Annotated in this window: 18 protein-coding genes; 6 read left to right on the top strand and 12 right to left on the bottom strand. The window is 56.0% G+C overall.

Annotation, left to right across the window (positions count from 1 at the left end; translation table 11 throughout):
• Nucleotides 1–15: 15 nt before the first annotated feature.
• The gene (gene polA / locus LOC22_RS10490) at nt 16–2,808 is read left to right on the top strand and encodes a DNA polymerase I (protein WP_230239528.1); all 2,793 of its coding nucleotides are present in this window, start codon (nt 16–18) and stop codon (nt 2,806–2,808) included.
• 313 nt (nt 2,809–3,121) lie between these two features.
• Here polA and yihA read toward each other — a convergent pair whose 3' ends face one another.
• Nucleotides 3,122–3,751 (bottom strand): ribosome biogenesis GTP-binding protein YihA/YsxC, encoded by a 630-nt coding sequence (gene yihA, locus LOC22_RS10485; RefSeq protein ID WP_003861913.1) that lies wholly within the window; start codon nt 3,749–3,751, stop codon nt 3,122–3,124.
• A gap of 579 nt (nt 3,752–4,330) precedes the next feature.
• On the opposite strand from yihA, the gene yihI reads away from it, so the two are divergent.
• Complete coding sequence (yihI, locus tag LOC22_RS10480) at nt 4,331–4,846, top strand: Der GTPase-activating protein YihI (protein WP_015569898.1); 516 nt, start codon at nt 4,331–4,333, stop codon at nt 4,844–4,846.
• A gap of 188 nt (nt 4,847–5,034) precedes the next feature.
• Entirely contained in the window at nt 5,035–6,408 is a 1,374-nt protein-coding gene (gene hemN, locus LOC22_RS10475) for an oxygen-independent coproporphyrinogen III oxidase (RefSeq protein WP_015569899.1), read from the top strand.
• A 100-nt stretch (nt 6,409–6,508) separates the two neighbouring features.
• On the opposite strand, the gene LOC22_RS10470 is transcribed toward hemN, so the two are convergent.
• From LOC22_RS10470 to glnA, 4 genes are all read right to left on the bottom strand, one after another.
• Complete coding sequence (locus tag LOC22_RS10470) at nt 6,509–6,619, bottom strand: YshB family small membrane protein (RefSeq protein WP_017382667.1); 111 nt, start codon at nt 6,617–6,619, stop codon at nt 6,509–6,511.
• A gap of 110 nt (nt 6,620–6,729) precedes the next feature.
• Complete coding sequence (gene glnG, locus LOC22_RS10465) at nt 6,730–8,142, bottom strand: nitrogen regulation protein NR(I) (RefSeq protein WP_003861919.1); 1,413 nt, start codon at nt 8,140–8,142, stop codon at nt 6,730–6,732.
• Nucleotides 8,143–8,153: 11 nt separating this feature from the next.
• Nucleotides 8,154–9,203, bottom strand: a complete 1,050-nt coding sequence (gene glnL / locus LOC22_RS10460; RefSeq protein WP_003861923.1) for a nitrogen regulation protein NR(II) — start codon at nt 9,201–9,203, stop codon at nt 8,154–8,156.
• A gap of 167 nt (nt 9,204–9,370) precedes the next feature.
• Nucleotides 9,371–10,780, bottom strand: coding sequence for a glutamate--ammonia ligase (glnA, locus tag LOC22_RS10455; RefSeq protein ID WP_003861925.1), 1,410 nt, complete (start codon nt 10,778–10,780; stop codon nt 9,371–9,373).
• A gap of 377 nt (nt 10,781–11,157) precedes the next feature.
• On the opposite strand from glnA, the gene typA reads away from it, so the two are divergent.
• Nucleotides 11,158–12,981 carry a ribosome-dependent GTPase TypA gene (gene typA, locus LOC22_RS10450; RefSeq protein WP_003861927.1) on the top strand — a complete coding sequence of 608 codons (1,824 nt, stop codon included), beginning with the start codon at nt 11,158–11,160 and terminating at the stop codon, nt 12,979–12,981.
• Between the two features lie 79 nt (nt 12,982–13,060).
• Here typA and ompL read toward each other — a convergent pair whose 3' ends face one another.
• The 7 genes from ompL to yihU form a co-directional block, all read right to left on the bottom strand.
• Complete coding sequence (gene ompL / locus LOC22_RS10445) at nt 13,061–13,747, bottom strand: porin OmpL (RefSeq protein WP_003861929.1); 687 nt, start codon at nt 13,745–13,747, stop codon at nt 13,061–13,063.
• Nucleotides 13,748–13,821: 74 nt separating this feature from the next.
• Nucleotides 13,822–15,246: an MFS transporter gene (locus LOC22_RS10440; protein WP_017382668.1), complete on the bottom strand. Its 1,425-nt coding sequence runs from the start codon at nt 15,244–15,246 to the stop codon at nt 13,822–13,824.
• A 43-nt stretch (nt 15,247–15,289) separates the two neighbouring features.
• The gene (locus LOC22_RS10435) at nt 15,290–16,672 is read right to left on the bottom strand and encodes an MFS transporter (RefSeq protein ID WP_003861932.1); all 1,383 of its coding nucleotides are present in this window, start codon (nt 16,670–16,672) and stop codon (nt 15,290–15,292) included.
• Between the two features lie 45 nt (nt 16,673–16,717).
• Nucleotides 16,718–18,742 carry an alpha-glucosidase gene (locus tag LOC22_RS10430; protein ID WP_230239527.1) on the bottom strand — a complete coding sequence of 675 codons (2,025 nt, stop codon included), beginning with the start codon at nt 18,740–18,742 and terminating at the stop codon, nt 16,718–16,720.
• 16 nt (nt 18,743–18,758) lie between these two features.
• A complete protein-coding gene (gene yihS / locus LOC22_RS10425) occupies nt 18,759–20,000 on the bottom strand; it encodes a sulfoquinovose isomerase (RefSeq protein ID WP_045348646.1) in 1,242 nt (413 codons plus the stop codon).
• Nucleotides 20,001–20,014: 14 nt separating this feature from the next.
• Complete coding sequence (gene yihT, locus LOC22_RS10420; protein WP_100135133.1) at nt 20,015–20,890, bottom strand: sulfofructosephosphate aldolase; 876 nt, start codon at nt 20,888–20,890, stop codon at nt 20,015–20,017.
• A 17-nt stretch (nt 20,891–20,907) separates the two neighbouring features.
• A complete protein-coding gene (gene yihU / locus LOC22_RS10415) occupies nt 20,908–21,798 on the bottom strand; it encodes a sulfolactaldehyde 3-reductase (protein WP_230239526.1) in 891 nt (296 codons plus the stop codon).
• 155 nt (nt 21,799–21,953) lie between these two features.
• Here yihU and LOC22_RS10410 point away from each other — a divergent pair, with 155 nt between their 5' ends.
• Entirely contained in the window at nt 21,954–22,850 is an 897-nt protein-coding gene (locus LOC22_RS10410) for a sugar kinase (RefSeq protein ID WP_230239525.1), read from the top strand.
• Nucleotides 22,851–22,884: 34 nt separating this feature from the next.
• A complete protein-coding gene (locus LOC22_RS10405) occupies nt 22,885–23,685 on the top strand; it encodes a DeoR/GlpR family DNA-binding transcription regulator (protein ID WP_003861944.1) in 801 nt (266 codons plus the stop codon).
• Nucleotides 23,686–23,740: the final 55 nt, after the last annotated feature.

The following is a 23,740-nucleotide window of genomic DNA, read 5'->3' as shown; positions in this document are numbered from 1 at the left end:
AAAGGCACGGACATTATGGTTCAGATCCCAGAAAACCCACTTATACTCGTCGATGGCTCTTCTTACCTGTATCGGGCGTATCATGCGTTTCCTCCTCTGACCAACAGCGCAGGGGAACCTACCGGCGCAATGTACGGCGTGCTGAATATGCTTCGCAGCCTGATTCTGCAATACCACCCAACCCATGCGGCCGTGGTGTTTGATGCAAAGGGTAAAACCTTCCGCGATGAATTATTTGAGCACTACAAATCTCACCGTCCCCCTATGCCTGACGATCTGCGTGCGCAAATTGAACCGTTGCACGCTATGGTGAAAGCGATGGGGCTGCCACTGCTGGCGGTCTCAGGCGTTGAAGCTGATGACGTAATTGGTACCCTGGCGCGCGAAGCGGAAAAAGCAGGCCGCCCGGTTCTGATCAGTACCGGTGATAAAGACATGGCGCAGCTGGTAACGCCCGGGATCACGCTGATCAACACCATGACAAACACCATTCTTGGCCCGAAAGAAGTGGTCGCCAAATATGGCGTGCCGCCAGAGCTCATTATTGATTTCCTCGCCCTGATGGGCGATTCCTCGGATAACATTCCTGGCGTACCGGGCGTAGGCGAAAAAACAGCTCAGGCGCTGCTGCAAGGGCTGGGCGGGCTGGATACGCTGTATGCAGAACCCGACAAAATTGCCGGTCTTACCTTCCGTGGCGCAAAAACCATGGCCGGAAAGCTCGCCGATAACAAAGAGGTGGCTTATCTCTCCTATCAGTTGGCCACCATCAAAACTGACGTAGAGCTGGAGCTTACCTGCGAGCAGCTGGAAGTGCAGGAACCCGCCGCCGACGAACTGCTTGGCCTGTTCAGAAAATACGAATTTAAACGCTGGACCGCGGATGTTGAAGCCGGGAAATGGCTTCAGGCGAAAGGGGCTAAACCTGCGGCGAAGCCGAAAGAGACCATCGTTGTCAATGCCGAAGAGCAGGCAGAAGAAGAGGCGGTAGCGCTCTCCTTCGACAACTATGAAACCATCCTTGAAGAGTCACGGCTCATCGCCTGGATTGAAAAGCTGAAAAAAGCGCCAGTATTTGCTTTTGATACCGAAACGGACAGCCTTGATAACATTACGGCCAATATGGTGGGGCTGTCATTCGCAACGGAGCCGGGTATTGCAGCCTATGTTCCGGTGGCTCACGACTATCTGGATGCGCCGGAGCAAATCTCCCGCGAGCGCGCCTTAGAACTGCTGAAGCCGATTCTGGAAGACGAGAAAGCGCTGAAGGTCGGGCAAAACCTGAAGTACGACCGCGGTATTCTGCAAAACTACGGCATTGAGCTGCGTGGTATCGCTTTTGACACCATGCTGGAATCTTACATTCTGGACAGCGTGGCGGGCCGCCATGATATGGATTCCTTATCCGATCGTTGGCTGAAACACAAAACCATCACCTTTGAAGAAATTGCCGGTAAGGGCAAAAATCAGCTGACCTTTAACCAGATCGCGCTGGAAGAAGCAGGCCGCTACGCCGCGGAAGACGCTGACGTCACGCTACAGCTGCATCTCAAAATGTGGCCGAAATTGCAGAAGCACGAAGGGCCGCTGAATGTGTTCCAGAACATTGAGATGCCGCTGGTGCCTGTGCTGTCCCGCATTGAGCGCAATGGCGTTAAAATCGACCCAACGGTGCTGCATAACCACTCTGGTGAGCTGGCGCAGCGCCTGACCGAGCTTGAACAGAAGGCGCATGAGCTTGCTGGCGAGGCATTTAACCTGTCGTCACCGAAACAGCTGCAAACCATCCTGTTTGAAAAACAGGGTATCAAGCCGCTAAAGAAAACCCCGGGCGGCGCCCCTTCAACGTCTGAAGAGGTGCTGGAAGAGCTGGCGCTGGACTATCCGCTGCCAAAAGTTATTCTGCAATACCGTGGTCTGGCTAAGCTGAAATCGACCTATACCGACAAACTGCCGTTGATGATCAACCCGAAAACGGGCCGCGTGCACACCTCCTATCACCAGGCTGTGGCGGCGACCGGGCGACTTTCGTCAACCGATCCTAACCTACAGAACATTCCGGTGCGTAATGAAGAGGGCCGCCGTATTCGCCAGGCTTTCATTGCGCCAGAGGATTACCTGATTGTCTCCGCGGACTATTCGCAAATCGAACTGCGTATTATGGCGCACCTGTCACGCGACAAAGGCCTGCTGACGGCCTTTGCCGAAGGGAAGGACATCCACCGGGCAACCGCTGCCGAAGTGTTTGGGCTGCCGCTGGAGAGCGTGACAAACGAGCAGCGTCGTAGCGCAAAAGCGATCAACTTCGGTCTGATTTACGGCATGAGTGCCTTTGGTCTTTCACGCCAGCTCAATATTCCGCGTAAAGAGTCGCAGAAGTATATGGATCTCTACTTCGAGCGATATCCGGGCGTGCTGGAATATATGGAACGTACCCGCGCGCAGGCGAAAGAGAAAGGCTACGTTGAAACGCTGGATGGGCGTCGTCTCTACCTTCCGGATATCAAATCCAGCAACGCCGCGCGTCGCGCGGGTGCTGAACGTGCTGCGATCAACGCCCCCATGCAGGGCACTGCGGCGGACATCATTAAACGCGCAATGATCGCCGTCGATGCCTGGCTCGAAAAAGAGAAGCCGCGCGTGAAAATGATCATGCAGGTACACGATGAACTGGTCTTTGAAGTTCATAAAGACGATCTGGAAAAGGTCTCTCAGAAGATCCATGAACTGATGGAAAACAGCATGAAGCTGGACGTTCCGTTGCTGGTGGAAGTGGGTAGCGGCGAAAACTGGGATCAGGCTCACTAAGGGTTAACGGAATAACGCGCGTTTTATGTAAGTAAGCAACATAAGTACGCGCGTTTTGTGACGATCATTAGAATTCCCTATGTAAAGAATGAAAAAAAACTACAAAAAGTGCTTTGTCCAGCGATAAAAAAAGAGTAGAGTTAACGACGTAGGGTACAGAGGTAAGATGTTCTATCTTTCAGACCTTTTACTTCACGTAATCGGATTTGGCTGAATATTTTAGCCGCCCCAGTCAGTAATGACTGGGGCGTTTTTTATTGCGGCAAAGAAAGTTTCTGGCAAAAAAAAAGCGCGGCCATCGCCGCGCCTGTTGTTACTCTGCTTCCGCTTCTGTCGCCGGTTCCAGATCGTTAAACCAGCTGTCGAGCTTCTGTCGCAGTTTATCCACGCCCTGCTTTTTCAGCGAGGAGAACGGTTCAACCTGCACATCACCGTTGAATGCCAGCACCGCTTCACGAACCTTGTTCACCTGCGCCTTGCGCGCGCCGCTCGCCAGCTTATCCGCTTTTGTCAGCAGCACCAGCACCGCAATATCGCTTGCCACCGCCCAGTCAATCATCTGCTGATCGAGATCTTTCAGCGGATGACGAATATCCATCAGCACCACCAGACCTTTCAGACACATGCGTTTTTCCAGGTATTCACCCAGCGCACGCTGCCATTTGATCTTCATCTCTTCCGGTACCTGCGCGTAACCGTAGCCCGGTAAATCGACCAGGCGTTTGCCTTCAGCCACTTCAAACAGGTTAATCAGCTGAGTACGGCCAGGTGTTTTTGAGGTACGCGCCAGGTTTTTCTGATTGGTGAGCGTATTCAGGGCACTGGATTTTCCCGCATTGGAGCGGCCAGCAAATGCCACTTCAATCCCTGTGTCTGAGGGCAGGTGGCGAATATCGGGCGCACTGGTGACAAAATGCGTCTGTTGGTAGTTCCAGGTAGTCACGTGGTCGTCTCCAAAAATCGTAATCTGCGGGGATTATACCTGAATGCGGGCAAAAGGCTTTTCCCTTCGTCATTGACATGTAAGTGAAAGCCCTACGGAATGTAAGAGATCTGCCCTTAAGCGTATGAGAAATTTAAGAGAAATCGCAGGCGCTAAAAAACTCAAAGTATTAAAATTCAAAGAGTTATTAATGAGTAATTATCTGAAAATCCGGTTTTGTACCTTTTCATAGCTTGTTAGTTTAAGGGAACAAGGTAAAGTGTGTGCCAGGGCGAGGATGCCAACAGGATAACGACTTAAGGATAAGGGTCAGGAGCGCCAGGAGGCGAAGACTCAGGATTGTCAGGACGACCGGCGCCTGGAGGCGTTTTTAACAGGAAACGGAACCGTATCACGGACGGTAGTAGCCAAGGGATAAACAGGGTTTGTTGCAGGCAAACAGGGAATGTCTGACCCGTTAAGGGTTGTGAGTCAGGAAAAAAGGCGACAGATTGCTCTGTCGCCTTTTTTCTTTGCTTGCTTTCTGCTAGATTTCGCCGCAATTCTATACTGAAGAAAACGACTTAAAGATAAAACATCATGAAAAAACCGACCTCCGCTGCGGGCGTGAAACGCCCTGCAAAAGCACGCCGCAAAACGCGCGAAGAACTGAATCAGGAAGCGCGCGATCGCAAACGCGATAAAAAACATCGTGGCCATGCTGCGGGTAGCCGTGCTAACGGTGGCGGTGCCGCAGGCGCTTCTGCAAAAGGCAAACAGCAGAAAGATCCTCGTATCGGCAGTAAAACTCCCATTCCACTGGGCGTGACAGACACGCCGGTCACTAAGCAGCACAAACCAAAGAGCGAGAAACCTATGCTTTCACCGCAGGCTGAGCTGGATATGCTGGAGAACGATGAGCGCCTGGATGCGCTGCTGGAACGTCTTGAAGAGGGTGAAACCCTGACCGCTGAAGAGCAGTCCTGGGTGGACGCCAAACTGGACCGCATTGATGAACTGATGCAGAAGCTGGGTCTGTCCTACGATGATGAAGAAGACGAAGAGGAAGACGAAAAGCAGGAAGATATGATGCGTCTGCTGAAAGGTGGAAACTAACATTTGCACCCGGCAGGTACACTCGTCCTGCTTATAACCCTTCCGGTTATATGTTATCTGGTGTGGTTATTCGTTAAACTACGGCGGTTGTCGCGGCGACAGAAGTGGCTGCGCACCCGAATGATGGCCCGCAACGGGACCAGAACGGGCCGCCGTATACGAACGCGACACCAACGGAAGGAGTGAGCATGTCTGTACCATCTATCGACTGGGATTTGGCCCTGATCCAGAAATATAACTATTCCGGGCCGCGTTATACCTCATACCCCACCGCGCTGGAGTTTTCTGATGCTTTCGGCGAGGCGGATTTTCAGCAAGCTGTGGCGCGCTATCCCGAGCGCCCGCTGTCGCTCTACGTCCATATTCCGTTCTGCCATAAGCTCTGCTACTTCTGCGGCTGCAATAAAATCGTTACCCGCCAGCAGCACAAAGCCGATCAATACCTCGATGCGCTCGAACAGGAAATTCTGCACCGCGCACCGCTGTTTAAAGGGCGTCACGTCAGCCAGCTTCACTGGGGCGGTGGTACGCCAACTTATCTGAATAAAGCGCAGATCAGCCGCCTGATGGCGCTGCTGCGCGGCAATTTTAGTTTTAACGACGACGCCGAAATTTCGATCGAGGTCGATCCGCGTGAAATCGAGCTGGATGTGCTGGATCATTTACGCGCCGAAGGTTTCAACCGCCTGAGTATGGGCGTACAGGACTTCAACAAAGAAGTACAGCGCCTGGTAAACCGCGAGCAGGACGAAGCGTTTATCTTTGCCTTACTCAACCATGCGCGTGAAATCGGCTTTACCTCAACGAATATAGACCTGATTTACGGCCTGCCGAAGCAGACGCCGGAGAGCTTCGCCTATACGCTTAAACGCGTGGCTGAGCTTAACCCGGACCGTCTGAGCGTCTTTAACTATGCGCACCTGCCGACGCTGTTCGCCGCTCAGCGCAAAATCAAAGATGCGGATCTGCCTTCCGCCCAGCAAAAGCTGGACATTTTGCAGGAGACCATCGCCTCGCTGACCGAAACCGGCTATCAGTTTATCGGAATGGATCACTTTGCCCGCCCTGACGATGAACTGGCGATTGCCCAGCGCGAAGGTGTTCTCCACCGTAACTTCCAGGGCTACACCACCCAGGGCGATACCGATCTGCTCGGAATGGGCGTCTCCGCCATCAGCATGATTGGCGACTGCTACGCCCAGAATCAGAAAGAGCTGAAGCTGTACTATCAGCAGATAGACGAAACCGGCAACGCGCTGTGGCGCGGCATCGCGCTAACCCGCGACGACTGCATCCGTCGTGATGTGATTAAGGCGCTTATCTGCAACTTCCGTCTCGAATTTCGCGAGGTGGAGTCGCAATGGGATCTGCAATTCAGCGATTACTTTGCCGAAGACCTGAAGCTTCTGGCGCCGCTGGCGAAAGACGGGCTGGTGGATGTGTCGGAGAGTGCGGTTGTCGTCACGCCGAAAGGACGTCTGTTGATTCGTAATATCTGCATGTGCTTCGATGCCTATCTGCGTCAGAAGGCGCGTTTACAGCAGTTCTCGCGGGTGATTTGAGCTGTAATGCCGGGTGGCGGCTTTGCCTTACCCGGCCTACTTAAGTGCGAGATGTAGGCCGGGTAAGCGAAGCGCCACCCGGCTTTTCATCGACAGCGCGTTAGCTAAACAGCCCAACCAGTGCCGCACACAATACCGCCGCAACGGCAGTTTGTGGCGTGTGGCTTTCTGCTGCTCCGCTCGAAAGCAAAGTCACTAATGATTCCAGCATGATGCTCCCCCCTGTTTCCGGGCACGATCATACAAAACTCATCGGAACAGTAAAGCGCAAAATAACGGCACTTTGCGCTCAATTAGTAACCTTTACACAGCGGAGTAAGATCACTCCATTCCCAGCTCTTTCAGCTTGCGCGTCAGGGTGTTTCGACCCCATCCCAACAGGCGAGCCGCTTCCTGTTTGTGGCCCTGGGTATGACGAAGCGCGGTAGTCAACAGCGTGCGCTCCATCTCAGGCTGCGCTTCGGAGAGCAGATTTTGATGACCGGAACGCAGCGCGCGATCTGCCCACTGCGCCAGCAGCGTCGCCCAGCTGTCCGGCAGCGCATGTCCGGCGGTGCTTTCGGGCACGGTGGCTTCAAACAGCTCGGCGGGGAGATCCTGAATCAACACCTCCTGTCCGGCGGCCATTACGGTCAGCCAGCGACAGGTGTTTTCCAACTGACGCACGTTGCCCGGCCACGCCAGACGGGTGAGGGCGGCATCCGTTTCCGGATGAAGCTGCTTGGCTTCCACGCCCAGCTCGCGGGCCGCCACTTGCAGGAAATGGCGCGCCAGACGCGGGATATCTTCCCGACGCTCGCGCAGCGGCGGGAGGTGGACGCGGATCACGTTCAGACGATGGAATAAATCCTCACGGAATTTCCCCTCCTGCACGCGCAGCTCCAGGTTCTGGTGCGTCGCGGCAATAATACGCACGTCCACCTTCACCGGCGCATAGCCGCCCACGCGGTAAAACTGGCCATCTGCCAGCACGCGCAGCAGTCGGGTCTGAACATCCAGCGGCATATCGCCGATTTCATCCAGGAATAGCGTTCCGCCGTCAGCCTGTTCAAAGCGTCCCTGACGAATGGTATTTGCCCCGGTAAACGCCCCTTTTTCGTGGCCGAACAGCTCAGATTCAATCAAATCTTTGGGGATCGCCGCCATGTTCAGGGCGATGAAAGGCGCTTTCGCCCGCGGGCTGTGGCGATGCAGGGCGTGCGCAACCAGCTCTTTACCGGTCCCTGATTCACCGTTAATCAAGACGCTGATAGACGAGCGCGACAGACGCCCGATGATGCGAAACACGTCCTGCATGGCCGGCGCTTCACCGATGATGTCCGTCGTAGGCCCGAAATCCGGCGCGTGTCGGGGCTGCTGTTGCTCCTGATAGTGGCTGATGGCGCGTTCGACCAGGGCAACGGCTTCGTCGATATCAAACGGTTTTGGCAGATAATCAAACGCCCCCTGCTGGTAGGCGCTAACGGCGGCATCCAGGTCGGAGTGGGCGGTCATTATGATGACCGGAAGCATGGGGTGGCGCTGTTTGATCTGCTTTAAGAGCGCCAGTCCGTCCATGCCCGGCATGCGAATATCCGAGAGCAGAACGTCCGGCGTTTTGGTGGTGAGTGCGTCGAGCACTTCGCTGCCGCTCTCAAACGTCGTGCAGCTTAATCCCGCTCCTGTGAGCGCGCGTTCAAGCACCCAACGGATGGAGCTATCGTCATCGACTACCCAGACTATCCCTCGTTGCATAAACGTCACCTTTATTTTTTAATCGGCAGGAAAACCGAAAACTCGGTATGTCCCGGCCAACTGGTAAATTCAATTTTGCCGGAGTGTTGGTCAATCAAATTACGGGCTATGGATAACCCCAGCCCGGTGCCGCCTTCGCGACCGCTGACCATCGGGTAGAACAGGGTGTCCTGGAGATGCGGCGGGATCCCCGGCCCGTTATCTTCCACATCAATACGTGCCGCCAGACGATAACGCACGCCGTGCAGCGTCAGCTGGAACGCGGTGCGGGTACGCAGAATAATTTCGCCACCCTCCGGGCCCAGCGCCTGCAACGCGTTACGCACAATGTTCAACAGCACCTGTTCAATCTGGTCTGGATCGTGCGCCAGCTCCGGCAGGCTTGGGTCGTAATCACGCACCAGCGTGACGTTATCCGGCAGCTCCATAGAGACGAGTTTCACCACCCGCTCCGCCACCTTGTGAATGCTTTCTGAAACATGCATCCCCGGCTGCTGCGGCCCGAGCAGGCGATCGACCAGATTACGCAGACGGTCCGCCTGCTCGATAATGACGTTGGTATACTCCGCCAGGGCAGGGTCAGGCAGCGCTTTGGTCAAAAGCTGTGCCGCACCGCGTAAGCCGCCCAGCGGGTTTTTAATTTCATGAGCCAGCCCGCGTACCAGGTCGCGCGCCGCAATCTGCTGAGCATGCTGTAGCTGCTCCTGGCTGAGACGACGCTGGTTATCCATCGGCGCCATTTCCAGCAGAATCATGCCATCTGGCAGGCGCTGTGCGGTGAGGGACAAAATATGCGAGCGTCCGTCAATCACCAGCGTCACTTCGTTATCGGTGAAGCCCTGACCCGCCTGCAAACTCTCCTGCATCAGACCAATATTCAGCGAGAAATAGCTCAGCAGTTCAGGCAGCGGCGTGCCAAACAGTTTACGGGCGCTTTGAGCGAGCAGCTGCTGCGCCGCCGGGTTGGCGTAATGCACCGCCAGCTCGTCGTCGACCAGCAAGATACTGTTAATCAAAGAATTGAGGATCTGCCCAGCATCGGGCAGCGTGCCAGTTGCCATTCAGCAGTCTCCTGGAGTCGTTGCACTATTTTAGTGCAGTATAGCGTTTTAGAGGTAAAAAGCGCGTGAGATCAGGTTGTTGGTGGAGAAAAAAGCCCATCCGAAGATGGGCTAAAGTTTCCACGGCAACTACTCCCGACGCGTATGCGCCGGGTAAAACAAATCAATTAAACGCTGTAGTACAGTTCGAACTCAACCGGGTGCGGCGTCATGCGAACGCGGTCGTTTTCTTCGGTACGCAGCGCGATGTAAGCGTCGATAGCTTCATCGGTGAACACCCCGCCAGCGGTCAGGAACTCACGGTCTGCGTCCAGCGCTTGCAGGGCTTCTTCCAGAGAGCCAGCAACCTGTGGGATCTCTTTCGCTTCTTCTGGCGGCAGGTCGTACAGGTTTTTGTCCATGGCTTCGCCCGGGTGGATCTTGTTCTTGATACCGTCCAGACCGGCCATCAGCAGTGCTGCGAAGCACAGGTATGGGTTAGCCGCCGGGTCCGGGAAGCGCACTTCGATACGACGCGCTTTCGGAGACGCCACCACCGGGATACGGATAGAAGCAGAACGGTTACGGGCAGAGTAAGCCAGCATCACCGGTGCTTCGTAGCCTGGGACCAGACGCTTGTAGGAGTTGGTGGTCGGGTTCGCCAGGGCGTTGATCGCTTTAGCGTGCTTGATAACACCGCCGATGTAGTGCAGCGCCTGCTCAGACAGACCCGCATATTTGTCGCCAGAGAACAGGTTGGTGCCGTTCTTGGACAGGGACATGTGGCAGTGCATACCGGAACCGTTATCGCCAAACATGGGTTTTGGCATGAAGGTCGCGGTTTTCCCGAAACGGTGCGCAACGTTGTGCACAACGTATTTGTAGATCTGAATCTCATCCGCTTTTTTGGTCATGGTGTTGAAGCGGGTAGCGATTTCGTTCTGGCCAGCCGTTGCCACTTCGTGGTGGTGCGCTTCAACAACCAGGCCCATCTCTTCCATGATCAGACACATGGTAGAACGGATGTCCTGTGAAGAATCGACCGGAGGAACCGGGAAGTAACCGCCTTTCACGCCCGGACGGTGACCTTTGTTACCACCTTCGTATTTGGTGGAAGAGTTCCATGCGCCTTCGATGTCATCAATAGCGACGTGGGAGCCAGAAATGGAAGCACCAAAACGGATGTCGTCGAACAGGAAGAACTCTGGCTCTGGCCCGAACAGAACGGTGTCTGCGATACCGGTAGAACGCAGGTACTCTTCAGCGCGTTTTGCGATAGAGCGTGGGTCACGGTCATAGCCTTGCAGCGTGCCAGGTTCCAGGATATCGCAGCGGATGATCAGCGTAGGTTCTTCGTAGAACGGGTCAATGAGCGCAGTGGTTGCGTCTGGCATCAGAACCATGTCGGATTCGTTAATGCCTTTCCAGCCGCCAATGGAGGAGCCGTCAAACATTTTGCCTTCTTCAAAGAATTCGGCGTTCACCTGATGAGCAGGGATCGTGACGTGCTGTTCTTTACCTTTGGTATCGGTGAAGCGCAGATCAACAAACTTCACTTCATGTTCGTTCAGCATCGTCAAAACGTGTTCAGCGGACATACTTAACTCTCCAGATTGGTCATTGTCGTCGTGGTAACGAGGTCTTCAAATCGGCTGGGCTGCCATATTTTTACTGTATTTCTGTAAAGCGAAATCTGTGCCAACTTTTAAAACACCCCAAAAAGGCGTTATCATGCGCACCATAGTGCAGAAGGGCTGCACCACATTGGATTTTTTGCACCATTATAGTGCTTCTGTGTGAACATCGAGCACCATATTGGTGCAATTTACGTTAAAGTGCCCTTTTACCGCTCCGTGAAAGCGATCACAAAGCATCTCTGCAATACTTGTTTGCGGGGGATGTTTGTGATCCTGTTTTGTAGTGCGATTAATCCGTGTACAATAACGCGCTATTTCTAAATGCCTGAGGCAAAGTTGTGATCGAAAAATTGCGTAATATCGCCATCATCGCGCACGTCGACCATGGTAAAACTACCCTGGTTGATAAGCTGCTACAGCAGTCCGGTACGTTTGATGCTCGTGCCGAAACTCAAGAGCGTGTGATGGACTCCAACGATTTGGAGAAAGAGCGTGGGATTACCATCCTCGCCAAAAACACCGCTATCAAATGGAATGACTACCGTATCAACATCGTTGATACCCCAGGGCACGCCGACTTCGGTGGTGAAGTTGAGCGCGTGATGTCCATGGTGGATTCCGTGCTGCTGGTGGTTGACGCATTTGATGGCCCTATGCCGCAAACGCGCTTCGTGACCAAAAAAGCATTTGCCCACGGCCTGAAACCTATCGTTGTGATCAACAAGGTTGACCGTCCTGGCGCGCGTCCTGACTGGGTTGTTGACCAGGTCTTCGACCTGTTCGTTAACCTCGACGCGACCGACGAACAGCTGGACTTCCCTATCGTTTATGCGTCTGCGCTGAACGGTATCGCCGGTCTGGATCACGAAGACATGGCGGAAGACATGACTCCGCTGTACCAGACGATTGTTGACCGCGTTCCTGCGCCAAACGTTGACCTGGAAGGCACCCTGCAAATGCAGATCTCTCAGCTCGACTACAACAACTACGTTGGCGTAATCGGCATTGGTCGTATCAAGCGCGGTAAAGTGAAGCCTAACCAGCAGGTCACTATCATCGATAGCGAAGGCAAAACCCGTAACGGTAAAGTCGGTAAAGTTCTGACTCACCTTGGTCTTGAGCGTATCGAGAGCGACATCGCTGAAGCGGGCGACATCATCGCCATCACCGGTCTGGGTGAACTGAACATCTCCGACACCATCTGCGATCCGCAGAACGTCGAAGCGCTGCCAGCCCTGTCCGTTGATGAACCAACCGTATCCATGTTCTTCAACGTCAACACCTCTCCGTTCTGTGGTAAAGAGGGTAAGTTTGTTACCTCTCGTCAGATCCTTGACCGCCTGAACAAAGAGCTGGTGCACAACGTTGCGCTGCGCGTTGAAGAAACCGAAGACGCTGATGCATTCCGCGTTTCGGGTCGTGGTGAGCTGCACTTGTCTGTTCTGATCGAAAACATGCGTCGTGAAGGTTTCGAGATGGCGGTTTCCCGTCCGAAAGTTATCTTCCGCGAAATCGACGGCCGTAAACAAGAGCCATTCGAAAACGTAACGCTGGACGTTGAAGAGCAGCACCAGGGTTCTGTGATGCAGGCACTGGGTGAGCGTAAAGGCGACCTGAAAAACATGAATCCAGATGGTAAAGGCCGCGTACGTCTCGACTACGTGATCCCAAGCCGTGGCCTGATCGGCTTCCGTTCTGAGTTCATGACCATGACTTCCGGTACCGGTCTGCTGTACTCCACCTTCAGCCACTACGACGACGTTCGTCCGGGCGAAGTGGGCCAGCGTAACAACGGCGTGCTGATCTCCAACGGTCAGGGTAAAGCGGTTGCGTTTGCGCTGTTCGGTTTGCAGGATCGCGGTAAGCTGTTCCTGGGCCACGGTGCTGAAGTTTACGAAGGCCAGATCATCGGTATTCACAGCCGTTCTAACGACCTGACGGTAAACTGCCTGACCGGTAAGAAACTGACCAACATGCGTGCGTCCGGTACTGACGAAGCAACGGTTCTGGTTCCACCGATCAAGATGACGCTGGAGCAGGCTCTGGAATTCATCGATGATGACGAACTGGTCGAAGTGACGCCTCAGTCAATTCGTATCCGTAAACGTCACCTGACCGAGAACGATCGTAAACGTGCAATGCGCGGTGCGAAAGAAGACTAATTCGGTTATGCCGTAGGCCGGGTAAGCGCAAGCGCCACCCGGCAACGAAAAAGCCGCTGAGCGATCAGCGGCTTTTTTATTAGAACGAATACCGCAACCCTAACCGGATCCGGTACTGCTCGCGGTTGTAATCATTCCATCGGTCCAGCCACTGTAGCTCAAGATACGGCAGCCAGTTTCTGTCGATTTTATAGCTGAACTTGTTAGTAATTTCCCAGTGATGATCTTTGCCATTTTTGCTGTGGTAATCATTCACCCGCTGGAAAAAGTGCGGCTCAAAGGTGTAGAAAAACGCATCCGTCACTTTGAAATTCCAGTAGTTGGCGAATTCATGCGTGTCGTTCTTATCCATCTGCCCGTTATAGTCCGGCGTATCATAATTGTTATGGTTATAGCGATAGCGGAACGTCAGATTAAACCAGTCCGTAAATTTATAGTTAGTATCTAAATAAACCGCGCCACCTGATCCTGCGCTGCTGTCATTAATCAAGCCGCCGGGCTGGAAGGTCAGTTTGTCGGTCGGTTTGAAGAGTGGATACCACCCCTCGATTTCGTTATAGCTGTGTTTCAGTTCGTCCCATTTCCCCACGTTATAAGCGTTGGTGAACATCAGTCCCGCGCCCATATCGAAGTTATAGCCTGCACGCAGGATCACTTCGTGCAGCTCAGAGGCGGTGTTGTAGGCTTCGCGCGTTTCGACATAGGCCCCGGCAAAAACCGGGCAGGACACAGACGACACGATCAGTACAGTAATGATTCTTTTCATAATTTGTCCATGTATCAGGTACAGAAAGGCCTCCCTCCTGATAAACAGGAAGGACATAGTGGCCGGATTTATTGTTATAAAGTGACTGCTGACGCTTTATTGTTGGTGGTTATCTCAGGGGTATTTGCTGTCTGTTTTTTCCGTTTTCCAATCTCCTCGATAATAAAGGCGAAGCGCGCTTCGTTGAGTTTATAAAACAGCCCCATGGTCACGGCGGCAACGATCGCCAGGCCGCACGGCCAGAGGAAAATAAGCTGGCGCAACCCAAGCAGCGTGCCTGCGCTCTGTACGGCATGGGGAACATAGCCAATCTGGGTCAGCATGATACCGGGCAGAAAACCGGCCAGCGCCGCGGAGATTTTGCGCGAGAAGGTATAGCCGGTATACACCGACCCTTCGGCGCGGATCCCGGTTTTCCACTCGCCGTAATCAACCGTATCCGGCACCAGCGCCCAGTTCAGGCTGTTCACAAACGCGGTGCCGAAAAAAGCCATGCAGGAAAAGAGCACGAATAGCAGGGAACTGGTTCCCCAGACGAAGTTCAGCACGTCGCCCACCGCCCACAGCGTCAGCCCGCCCAGATAGACCGGCTTCTTGCCAAAGCGCTTCACCGCGCCAGGCACCAGAAACACGCCAATCAGAATGCAACCCATGCTGAAAAAGCCCATCCACGACAGGAGATGCAGATCGTTCAGCACGTACTGGGTGTAATAGACCTGAATCGCCAGCTTGATGTTAAACGCGGCGAGGGTACACAGGTTGGCGATGCACAGCACCAGCAGCGGCGGATTGCGGAAAATCGCGCAGAACGATTTCAGAATGCCGGGCTTATGGTGATCGGGCGTAAGCTCGACGTAGCGCTCTTTCACCCCGCTGTAGCACCACCACATGCAGAACAGTCCCCCGGTGACGAACACCAGCGCGGCCACCAGATAGCCGAGTGAGGGCTGGCTGACGAACAGCGCCTGAATCGGCATAAAGCCGACAGTGCAGAGCAACAGTCCTACCGTTGCGCCGCCCTGACGCCACGCCGCAAGCTGCGCGCGCTCGTTCGGGTTTTTGGTGATGGCCGGAACCATTGCACCGTAGGCGCAGTTCATCAGGCTGTAGCAGAGGCCAAACATCATGAAGAGCACGGTGGCGAGGGCCGTTTTCACCGTCAGGCTAAAGTCGTTGGCCATAAACTGCGCCGTGGCCACCAGCGCCACCGGAACGGAGGCGTAGAGAATGAATGGCCGGAATTTGCCCCGCGCGCCGATATTACGCCGGGAGTCCAGCAGCACCCCGGTCAGCATGTCGGTAAACGCGGTAAAGAACTTGGCGACCAGAAAAATGATGCCGCCGTAGAACGCGGGCATGCCCAGCTCGTCCGTGTAAAACTTCAGCAGATACAGCGTGCCAATACACAGCATCAGGTTCGAGCCAAAATCACCCATCCCGTAGGCGCACTTCTCTCGCAGGCTCAATTTCAGGGTTAACGGATCAGTATTATGTGTCATGGTCGATCCTCAAAGCGCCCCGCAGGGCGCTCAATCACGTCATTTATGCCGTACGTTTGCGCAGCTCAATTTCTTCCACGATGCGCACATACATCTTCTCGTTAAGGTTGTAGAAGCAGCCCATCGCCACGATGGTGATGACTGCCAGCAGACTCGGATAGATAAATATCAGCTGCCGTAGCCCTTCAACCGTGCCGGCGGATTGCACCACGTTGGGCACATAGCCGATCTGCGTGAGCATGATCCCCGGGAAGAAGCCCGCCAGCGCCTGCGATACCTTACGGAAGAAGGTAAAGCCGGTGTAGACCGTCCCCTCGGAGCGTACGCCGGTGCGCCACTCGCCGTATTCCACGGTATCGGACACCAGCGCCCAGTTCAGGCTGTTCACGAACGCGGAGCCGAAGAACGCCAGGCAGGAGAACGCCACGAAGCTCACCGAGCCGCCGCCGAAGAAGTAGTTAAGCAGATCGCCCGCCACCCAAATCATCAGCCCGCTGATGTAGACCTTTTTCTTACCGAAGCGCCGCACCGCGCCGGGCATCATAAAGACGCCGATAAAAATACAGCCCATGCTGAAGAAGCCCATGTACGACAGCAGGATCGGGTCGTTCAGTACGTACTGCGTGTAGTAGACCTGAATGGCGAGCTTAACGTTAAAGGCGCCCAGCGTGCACAGGTTAGCGATGCACAGGATAAACAGCGGACGGTTCCCGGCGATGGCGCGAAACGACTGCAACAGCCCCGGTTTCTGCGCCGGGTTAGCAGGCTGCGTCTCGACGTAACGCTCGGTTACGCCCTTATAGCACCACCACATAAAGAACAACCCGAACAGCGAGAAGAGGGTGGCGGCAAAGATGTAGCCAAGCTGGTCGTTGCCTTCAATCAGGTTCATCACCGGGACAAAGCCCACCGTACAGAGCAGCAGACCCAGCGTGGCGCCGCCCTGGCGCCAGGCGGCCAGCGAAGCACGCTCGTCCGGGTTTTTGGTAATGGCGGGCACCATCGCGCCGTAGGAGCAGTTCATCATGCTGAAGAACAGGCCGTACAGCATGAACAGCACCGTCGCCATCACCGTTTTACCGGTAATTTCAAACGGTGTGCCGACGAAGTTGGCAATCGCCAGCAACGTTACCGGGAAGGCTGCATACAGCACGAACGGGCGGAATTTCCCTTTCGGGCCGATCTTGCGCCGGGAATCGAGCATGATCCCGGTGCCCATGTCGGTGAAGGCGGTAAAAAACTTCGCAATCAGGAAGATAATCCCGCCGTAGGTGCCAGGCAGCCCCAGCACGTCGGTGTAGAACTTCAGCAGATACAGCGTGCCGATATCAAGCAGGATGTTCGAGCCGAGATCGCCCATCCCGTAGGCGAGTTTTTCTTTAAACGGCAGGCGCAGGGTTGCCGGATCAGAAGTATGTTGACTCATTATTGTTCTCCGTCTGCCCGCAGGTTTCCCCGCGGGCGAGCCTTATCAGATATGACGTAAGGTGCTAAACAGATCTGCCCATTCGCTGTGCTGGCGATAGAAGACCGGCGGTTTGCCGAGCGGGGCATCAACGGTGATGTCACCGCCCTGGCAGGTTTCCCCGGTCCACGCATTGACCCAGGTGTCCTGCGGCAGATAGAGCGACCAGTCGCGGCGTCCCTCTTCATGAACCGGCGCCACCAGCAGATCGCGGCCAAACAGGTACTGGTATTTCAGCGTGTAGGCGCGCGCGTCGTCCTCGTAGTGCAGGAACAGCGGGCGCATCACCGGTAGGCCGCTCTTCGCGTTCTGCGCTACCGCAGCTTTGATGTACGGCTTCAGAGTGGTGAAGACGGTGGTCATGCGCGCGAAGTGGGCGATAGTTTCCGCGTCGCCATCGAACTGCCAGTTATCGCCAGGGCGGTTGCCCTCGTGGGTACGCATCATCGGCGTAAAGGCGCTGAAGTCGCACCAGCGCAGCAGCAGCTCTTTGCTGCGCTTCATCTCGAAGAGGGTCGTATAGCCGCCAATGTCGCTGTGGTGCAGCCCGTGCCCGGTCATCGCCAGCGACAGCGCCGCCGGTACGACGGACGCCAGACCATCGTCCAGGCTCCAGTCGACGTTCTGATCCCCCGCCCACATCATCACCGAGTGCTTCTGGCTGCCGGTGTAGCCCGCGCGCATGAAGAACAGGATCTCCCCGAGCTTGCCGGTCTCCTCCAGCGCTTCGTAGTTACATTTCGCCCACAGGGCAGGCCAGGCGTTATGCATGATCTCCGCGCTCACGCCGTTGTGCAGGAAGGTATCGGTCGGCAGATACTCCCCGAAATCGGCCATCCAGCCGCCGCAGCCCAGTTCGATCAGGTTCTTTTTGATCACCTCTTTGTACCAGCGGTAGGCTTCTGGGTTGGTCAGGTCGATAACGCCCGCGTAGAACTCGCCAAACTCAACGTGGTAATCCTCGCCGTCGGCGTTTTTGGTCAGATAGCCGCGCTGTGCCGCCTCTTCGCAGAGATCTTTATCGCTGGCGACGTACGGGTTGATATAGGAGAGGAACTGCACGCCTTCCTCTTTCCACTGCGCAATCCGCTCATCAAGCTGCGGATAGAGCGCGCTGTTCCACTTCCAGTTCCACATTACGCGTTTGCCGAACGAGGTCATGCGGATGCCGGACCAGTCCTGCGCCCAGATGCCGTTCACCTTCACGCCGCCCTTGCGCATGGCGTCGAGCTTCTGCTGACACACCTCGGTGCCGCCCTGAATACCCAGCGTCACGCCATCGTAAACCCAGTCCGGCAGTTCAGGCTGACGCCCCAGCAGGCCGGTCAGTTTTTCCAGCAGATCGACGTAGGTTCCTGCGCATTCGAAGCGCAGCGTGGCGTTATCTTCCCAGAACGCCAGCTCGTGGAAGTCCGGCGCGCTGAAGTCAAAGTTCATGTAGCAGCTGTTATCCACGTGGCAGTAGTACTTCTGGGTGCTCACGAAGGTAGGCTGTGGGAAGAAGGTCCAGTAGTAATCGCCGCCCGCGTTCTCTTTGCAGTCGGCCTGCCAGGTGACGTAGGTCTGCTTGTTGCGGCCCACGCCCTGCTCGCTGGTCCACAGCGGGAACGGTTTACCGCGCAAATCGAAATACGAGAACTGCTCGCCGCAGCCGTAGATATGATCGTCAGGCTGAGCTGCCAGCCGCAGCCAGATGCGGTTATGGCTGGCGGCGTCATTTTTCAGCTTCAGCTCCAGACGGCCCTCCGCATCCATGCCCACCAGCAGCGTCGCGCTCACCGCGTCGCCGCGGGTAAAGCGGATTGCCCAGCCCGTGCTTTGCTGCGTAACGGTCGCGTTCGTCAGGGCAATCTTTTCGTTGAGCTTGTCTTTGATGCTGAAGTTGCCACGAAACATCTCGATATCCGCCTCGCCTGCGCCGATCCACAGGCAAGGGGCATCCGCAGAGTGGGATAAAATCAGACGGTCCTGCCAGCGCAGGGTGAAACCACTTTCGTTATTTTTCAGGTCAATATTGTGTAGGGTACGCATAAAAACTCCGTCTTTATTATTTGGCCAGGCTATCCAGTAATCCGGCGGCGACGGCAGGGGCTAAGCCCGGCGCCAGCGGCAGGCGGGGGATCACCAGGCAGTGCAGCAGGTGGTAAATATCCTGCTTGCCGTCCCAGACTTTGGTGGTCACTTCGTTATTGGTGTCCAGCTCCTGCCACCAGGAACCGTTTTCGTAATCCATCAGGTACTTGATGCAGTAATCCCACCATTTTTGATACCAGGCTTCGTACTGCGCCTCGCCGGTGACGGTGTAGAGCGCGTAAGCCGTGCCCATCGCCTCGACGATTGGCCAGCGTACGCGTTCGCGCACGATAGGCTTGCCGTCCCAGCCCACGGAGTAGACAAAGCCGTCCGCCCCGTCGGGTGCCCAGGCGTCGCGGATAGTGGCGTGAAACAGGCCTTTCGCATCTTCCAGCAACCATTCCGGCGGGGTTTCAAAGCGGGCCTCCAGCGCGGCGCGCAGGTGCAGCATCAGGCGGCCCCACTCGATCCAGTGCCCCGGCGTGCCGCCGTAGGCGCGGAAGCGGTGAGCAGGGTTATCGATGTTGTAATCGCGGATCGGGTTCCAGCTGGTGTCGAAATGCTCGTTAACGCGGTACTCCCCTTTGCGCGCCACGTCGTGAATAATCACCGAGGCGATGCGCAGGGCGCGGTCGAGCCATTTACGGTCGTGGGTCACGTCATAGACGATGAGGAAGGCTTCCACGGCGTGCATGTTGGCGTTACCGCCGCGATAGTCTTCCGTTTTGCTGAAGGCTTCGTCCCAGGACTCCAGGCACATCTGCTCCTGTTCGCTCCAGAAGTAGCGCTCAATCACTCCGATGGCGTCGTCCAGCAGCTTGCGCGCCTCGGGGTGGCCGGTGGTGACGGCGCTCGCCGCGCCCAGCAGTACGAAGAAATGCTGATAGCCCTGCTTGGACGCATCAATCACGCCTTCATCGTTTACGCAGGCGTACCAGCCGCCGTGCTGTTTGTCGCGCAGCGGACCGTTCAGGGCATTAATGCCGTGCTCAACCAGGGCGTACGCGCCGGGACGCCCCATGTTCGCCGCCACTGCGTAAACGTGCAGCATGCGGGCGGTGATCCACAGATGGGTGCCCATATCGCTGCGCACCTGCCCGTTATTGCCCAGCCAGCCAAAGCCGGTCGGTACGGCGGCGTTTTTACCGAAATCGAGAATGCGGTCGGTCTCTTGTTCGAGCCAGCGGTTATGGCTCAGGGTGTTAAACCATTTCATGTTCGGGTCCTTTCTTAACGGCGAGCCATCATTTCGTCGACGATCTCACCCAGACGCTGAAGTTTTGGTACGGAAATATCACGCAGCATCAGCTCGGTGTCCGGCAGGCCAATCACCGATGACCAGACGGCGCGACCGGCTAAAAAGCCTGATGCCCCCGCCTGCATGGCGACGCTTACGGCACGCGGGAATAACTTATCGTCCACGCCGGAGGAGAGGATCACCCACGGCATGGCGATGTTCTCGTTCAGCTTCTGCGAGGCCGTCAGCAGTTCCTGCTGCGTGCCCTTGCCAAACAGCGGCATTTCCACTTTGTAGAGGTCGGCACCGCTGTTGCCCAGCTCTTTGGCCGCATCGATAATCGCCTGCTCGCGGTCAAACGCGGCGCCGCGGCGCGGTGGACGCACAACCGGCTCGATAATGCTCAGCAGTCCGTTGTCGTGGCACAGCGTATTGAACGCCTTCACCATCTCCAGGCGCTGCTGTGGATCTTCATCGCTGCGCCACAGCACCAGCAGCTTCAGCGCCTTGCCGCCATCGCGTTTAACCGCCTGCGCGTCGACGTTCTTGTCGATCACCACGCTGTCGACCGGAATGCCGTTCCCCGGGATAAACTCGTCGGCGGCGACAATCATTGCGCAGCTTTTGGCCACGGCCTGCTGCTCGACAATCTGGCGGTAGCAGAACTGCTGGTCGACGAGGATCGCAGAGGCGTACGGCGACAGAATTTTTGCCGCATTGACTTTAAAATCCGTCAGATGCTGGTCGGTTACCGGCACCGGCGCGCCTGCGGCGGCAAACATCAGGCGCATCGCTTCGCGCTGATCCACGGCCAGCATCGCAAAACCGCCGGAAGGTCGGGTGATATCTTTCAGGGTGTACATCGTCATTCCTCAGTCCTTTCGTATCAGTGTGTTTTTTTCAGCCCGGCAGATGCGCGAACCTGTTCAAGAATGGCTGTCCAGTCTTCGCGCCCGCGCCCGGCGGCGCGTGCCTGGTTGTAAACTTCGCGGGAAGCCGCGCCCAGCGGCATCGGAACGTGGAGCTGGTTGGCTACGTCGAGGGCGATCCCCAGATCCTTATGCGCAAGGTCGATCATGAAGGCGGGTGAAAGATCCCCTTTCAGCACCTTGTTCGGCCATGACGTGGTGAAGTGGCCTTTACCCGCCGGTGTGCCGCTCATCACCTTGAGCGCCACGTCAAAGGAGAGGCCAAGCGCTTCGCACAATACGGCGGCCTCGGCGGAAAGGGCGTTCAGGGCGATGCTCATGTAGTTATTGATGAGCTTCACGCGGATGCCCATTCCCGGCCCGCCAGCGTTAATCAGTTCATTGCCCATCGCCATTAAGACGGGGGTGGCGCGCTCAACCTGCTGCGCCGTACCGCCCGCCAGCAGGAGCAGCGTACCGGCGATGGCATGGTCAGAGGTGCGTCCGACGGGCACGTCCATCAGGCTGAAGCCTTGCTCAGCCATGTCACGGATCAGCGCGTCGGTTTGCAGCGGGTGAATGGTGGACATATCAATGATCAGCGCGTCGCGAGATAACCCTTCGCACACGCCGTGCTCGCCGAACAGCACGCTGCGCACCAGGTCGCCGTTTGGCAGCATAGTGATCACGAATTCGGCATCCGTTGCTGCCTGTGCGGGCGTAGCCGCCGCCCGGGCACCGCTCTCTACCAGCGCCTGAACCGCCTGCGGGTTCACGTCAAAGACGTTAAGCTGATGACCTTGCTTCAACAGATTCTTCGCCATTGGCGCGCCCATCTGCCCTAAACCGATAAATGCGATTGCTGACATGCCTCTCTCCTGTCACATCGTGTCAATTTTTGCGCGTTTGTGGTGTCTGTTTTTGATCGTATTTGTAATTTATAGTCAAAAAATTGACACGGGTCACTTTTTAAACATTTGGTGAAATTAAAATGAAGGCACCAGAAATCGCAGAAGGAATCACCATGACTCGCATCGTTTGTGTCGGCATTACCGTGCTGGATCGCATCTGGTATCTCGATGATTTACCGAAAGAAGGTGGGAAATATGTCGCAAAAGACTATACGGAAGTGGGCGGCGGCCCGGCGGCAACGGCGGCAGTGGCAGCCGCGAAACTGGGGGCGGAAGTGGATTTTATTGGTCGGGTGGGAGACGACGATACCGGCAGACGGCTGCTCGCGGAGCTGGAATCCCTGGGGGTGAACACCCGCTATACGCGCATAGTTAAGGGAGCCCGATCGTCGCAATCGGCGGTGCTGGTGGACGCAAGCGGAGAGCGCGTTATTGCCAACTACCCCAGCCCCGATCTCCCTGCGGCGGCAGACTGGCTGTATGAAATCGACTTCTCTCAGTGGGACATTGTCTTAGCCGACGTGCGCTGGCATGACGGGGCAAAACAGGCATTTACCCTGGCCCGTCAGCAGGGTGTACCGACGTTGCTGGATGCGGATGTCACCCCGCAGGATATCGCGGAGCTGATCGCCTTAAGCGACCACGCGGCCTTCTCCGCGCCAGGACTGCGGCGGTTAACGCAGCTGGATGAAACCGAAAACGCGCTGAAGAAAGCACAAACGCTCACAAATGGACATGTGTATGTCACACAGGGGCGAGACGGCTGTTTCTGGCTGGAAAACGACACGCTATGTCATCAGCCTGGGTTTGAAGTGAACGTCATTGATACCACCGGGGCGGGCGACGTGTTCCACGGTGCGCTGGCGGTCAGCCTGGGGCAGAAATTACCCGCCGCAGACGCCGTGCGTTTTGCCAGCGCCGTCGCAGCACTGAAATGTACAAAGCCCGGCGGGCGCGCCGGTATACCCGACTGTGATCAAACCCGCTCTTTTTTGTCACTTTTTGTATAAAATGCGGGGCGTGATGGTTTTCAGAGGACAGCCCATGAGCCTTACCGAACTGACCGGCAACCCGCGTCACGATCAGCTGCTGACGCTGATTGCCGATCGCGGCTATATGAACATTGATGAACTGGCGCAGCTGCTGGATGTCTCCACGCAAACCGTGCGCCGGGATATCCGTAAGCTCAGCGAGCAGGGGCTGATCACCCGTCATCACGGCGGCGCGGGCAGGGCATCCAGCGTGGTCAACACGGCGTTCGAACAGCGTGAAGTCTCGCTTACCGAAGAGAAACGGGCGATTGCCGAAGCGATTGCGGACTATATTCCCGACGGTTCGACCATTTTTATCACCATCGGGACGACCGTGGAGCACGTTGCCCGGGCACTGCTTAACCATAATCATCTGCGCATCATCACTAACAGCCTGCGGGTGGCGCACATTCTTTATAAGAATCCGCGCTTTGAGGTGATGGTGCCCGGCGGTACGCTGCGCCCGCATAACGGCGGCATTATCGGTCCTGCGGCAACAGCGTTCGTGTCAGGATTTCGCGCAGATTACCTGGTCACCAGCGTCGGGGCGATAGAGCACGACGGCGCGATGATGGAATTTGACGTTAACGAAGCCAGCGTGGTGAAAACCATGATCGCTCACTCCCGTCACATTTTACTGGCGGCCGATCATACGAAATACCACGCCTCCGCGGCGGTTGAAATCGGCAACGTGGCGCAGGCGACGGCGCTGTTCACCGATGAGCTGCCCGGCCCGGCGCTGCAAAATCACCTCAAATCCAGCAAGGTTGAGGTTGTCGAAGTCAATTCCGGAGAAGAGCAGCAGGCTGGCTGAAAATCCTATGGCCCGATATTGCGATTCGGGCCTTTCCTTTCTCTAAGCTGAATCT

The sequence above is a fragment of the Enterobacter sp. AN-K1 genome, assembly GCF_020971765.1.
In the GTDB taxonomy this organism is placed as follows: domain Bacteria; phylum Pseudomonadota; class Gammaproteobacteria; order Enterobacterales; family Enterobacteriaceae; genus Enterobacter; species Enterobacter hormaechei_C.
The sequence above is the reverse complement of the archived record's forward strand: the minus strand, read 5'-3'. Positions and strand labels throughout refer to the sequence as shown.

Bases quoted from the DNA above. Each gene is read 5' to 3' on its own strand.
- polA (WP_230239528.1), top strand. From the start codon at position 16: ATGGTTCAGATCCCAGAAAACCCACTTATACTCGTCGATGGCTCTTCT.
- yihI (WP_015569898.1), top strand. From the start codon at position 4,331: ATGAAAAAACCGACCTCCGCTGCGGGCGTGAAACGCCCTGCAAAAGCA.
- hemN (WP_015569899.1), top strand. From the start codon at position 5,035: ATGTCTGTACCATCTATCGACTGGGATTTGGCCCTGATCCAGAAATAT.
- LOC22_RS10470 (WP_017382667.1), bottom strand. From the start codon at position 6,619: ATGCTGGAATCATTAGTGACTTTGCTTTCGAGCGGAGCAGCAGAAAGC.
- glnG (WP_003861919.1), bottom strand. From the start codon at position 8,142: ATGCAACGAGGGATAGTCTGGGTAGTCGATGACGATAGCTCCATCCGT.
- glnL (WP_003861923.1), bottom strand. From the start codon at position 9,203: ATGGCAACTGGCACGCTGCCCGATGCTGGGCAGATCCTCAATTCTTTG.
- glnA (WP_003861925.1), bottom strand. From the start codon at position 10,780: ATGTCCGCTGAACACGTTTTGACGATGCTGAACGAACATGAAGTGAAG.
- ompL (WP_003861929.1), bottom strand. From the start codon at position 13,747: ATGAAAAGAATCATTACTGTACTGATCGTGTCGTCTGTGTCCTGCCCG.
- LOC22_RS10440 (WP_017382668.1), bottom strand. From the start codon at position 15,246: ATGACACATAATACTGATCCGTTAACCCTGAAATTGAGCCTGCGAGAG.
- LOC22_RS10435 (WP_003861932.1), bottom strand. From the start codon at position 16,672: ATGAGTCAACATACTTCTGATCCGGCAACCCTGCGCCTGCCGTTTAAA.
- LOC22_RS10430 (WP_230239527.1), bottom strand. From the start codon at position 18,742: ATGCGTACCCTACACAATATTGACCTGAAAAATAACGAAAGTGGTTTC.
- yihS (WP_045348646.1), bottom strand. From the start codon at position 20,000: ATGAAATGGTTTAACACCCTGAGCCATAACCGCTGGCTCGAACAAGAG.
- yihT (WP_100135133.1), bottom strand. From the start codon at position 20,890: ATGACGATGTACACCCTGAAAGATATCACCCGACCTTCCGGCGGTTTT.
- yihU (WP_230239526.1), bottom strand. From the start codon at position 21,798: ATGTCAGCAATCGCATTTATCGGTTTAGGGCAGATGGGCGCGCCAATG.
- LOC22_RS10410 (WP_230239525.1), top strand. From the start codon at position 21,954: ATGACTCGCATCGTTTGTGTCGGCATTACCGTGCTGGATCGCATCTGG.
- LOC22_RS10405 (WP_003861944.1), top strand. From the start codon at position 22,885: ATGAGCCTTACCGAACTGACCGGCAACCCGCGTCACGATCAGCTGCTG.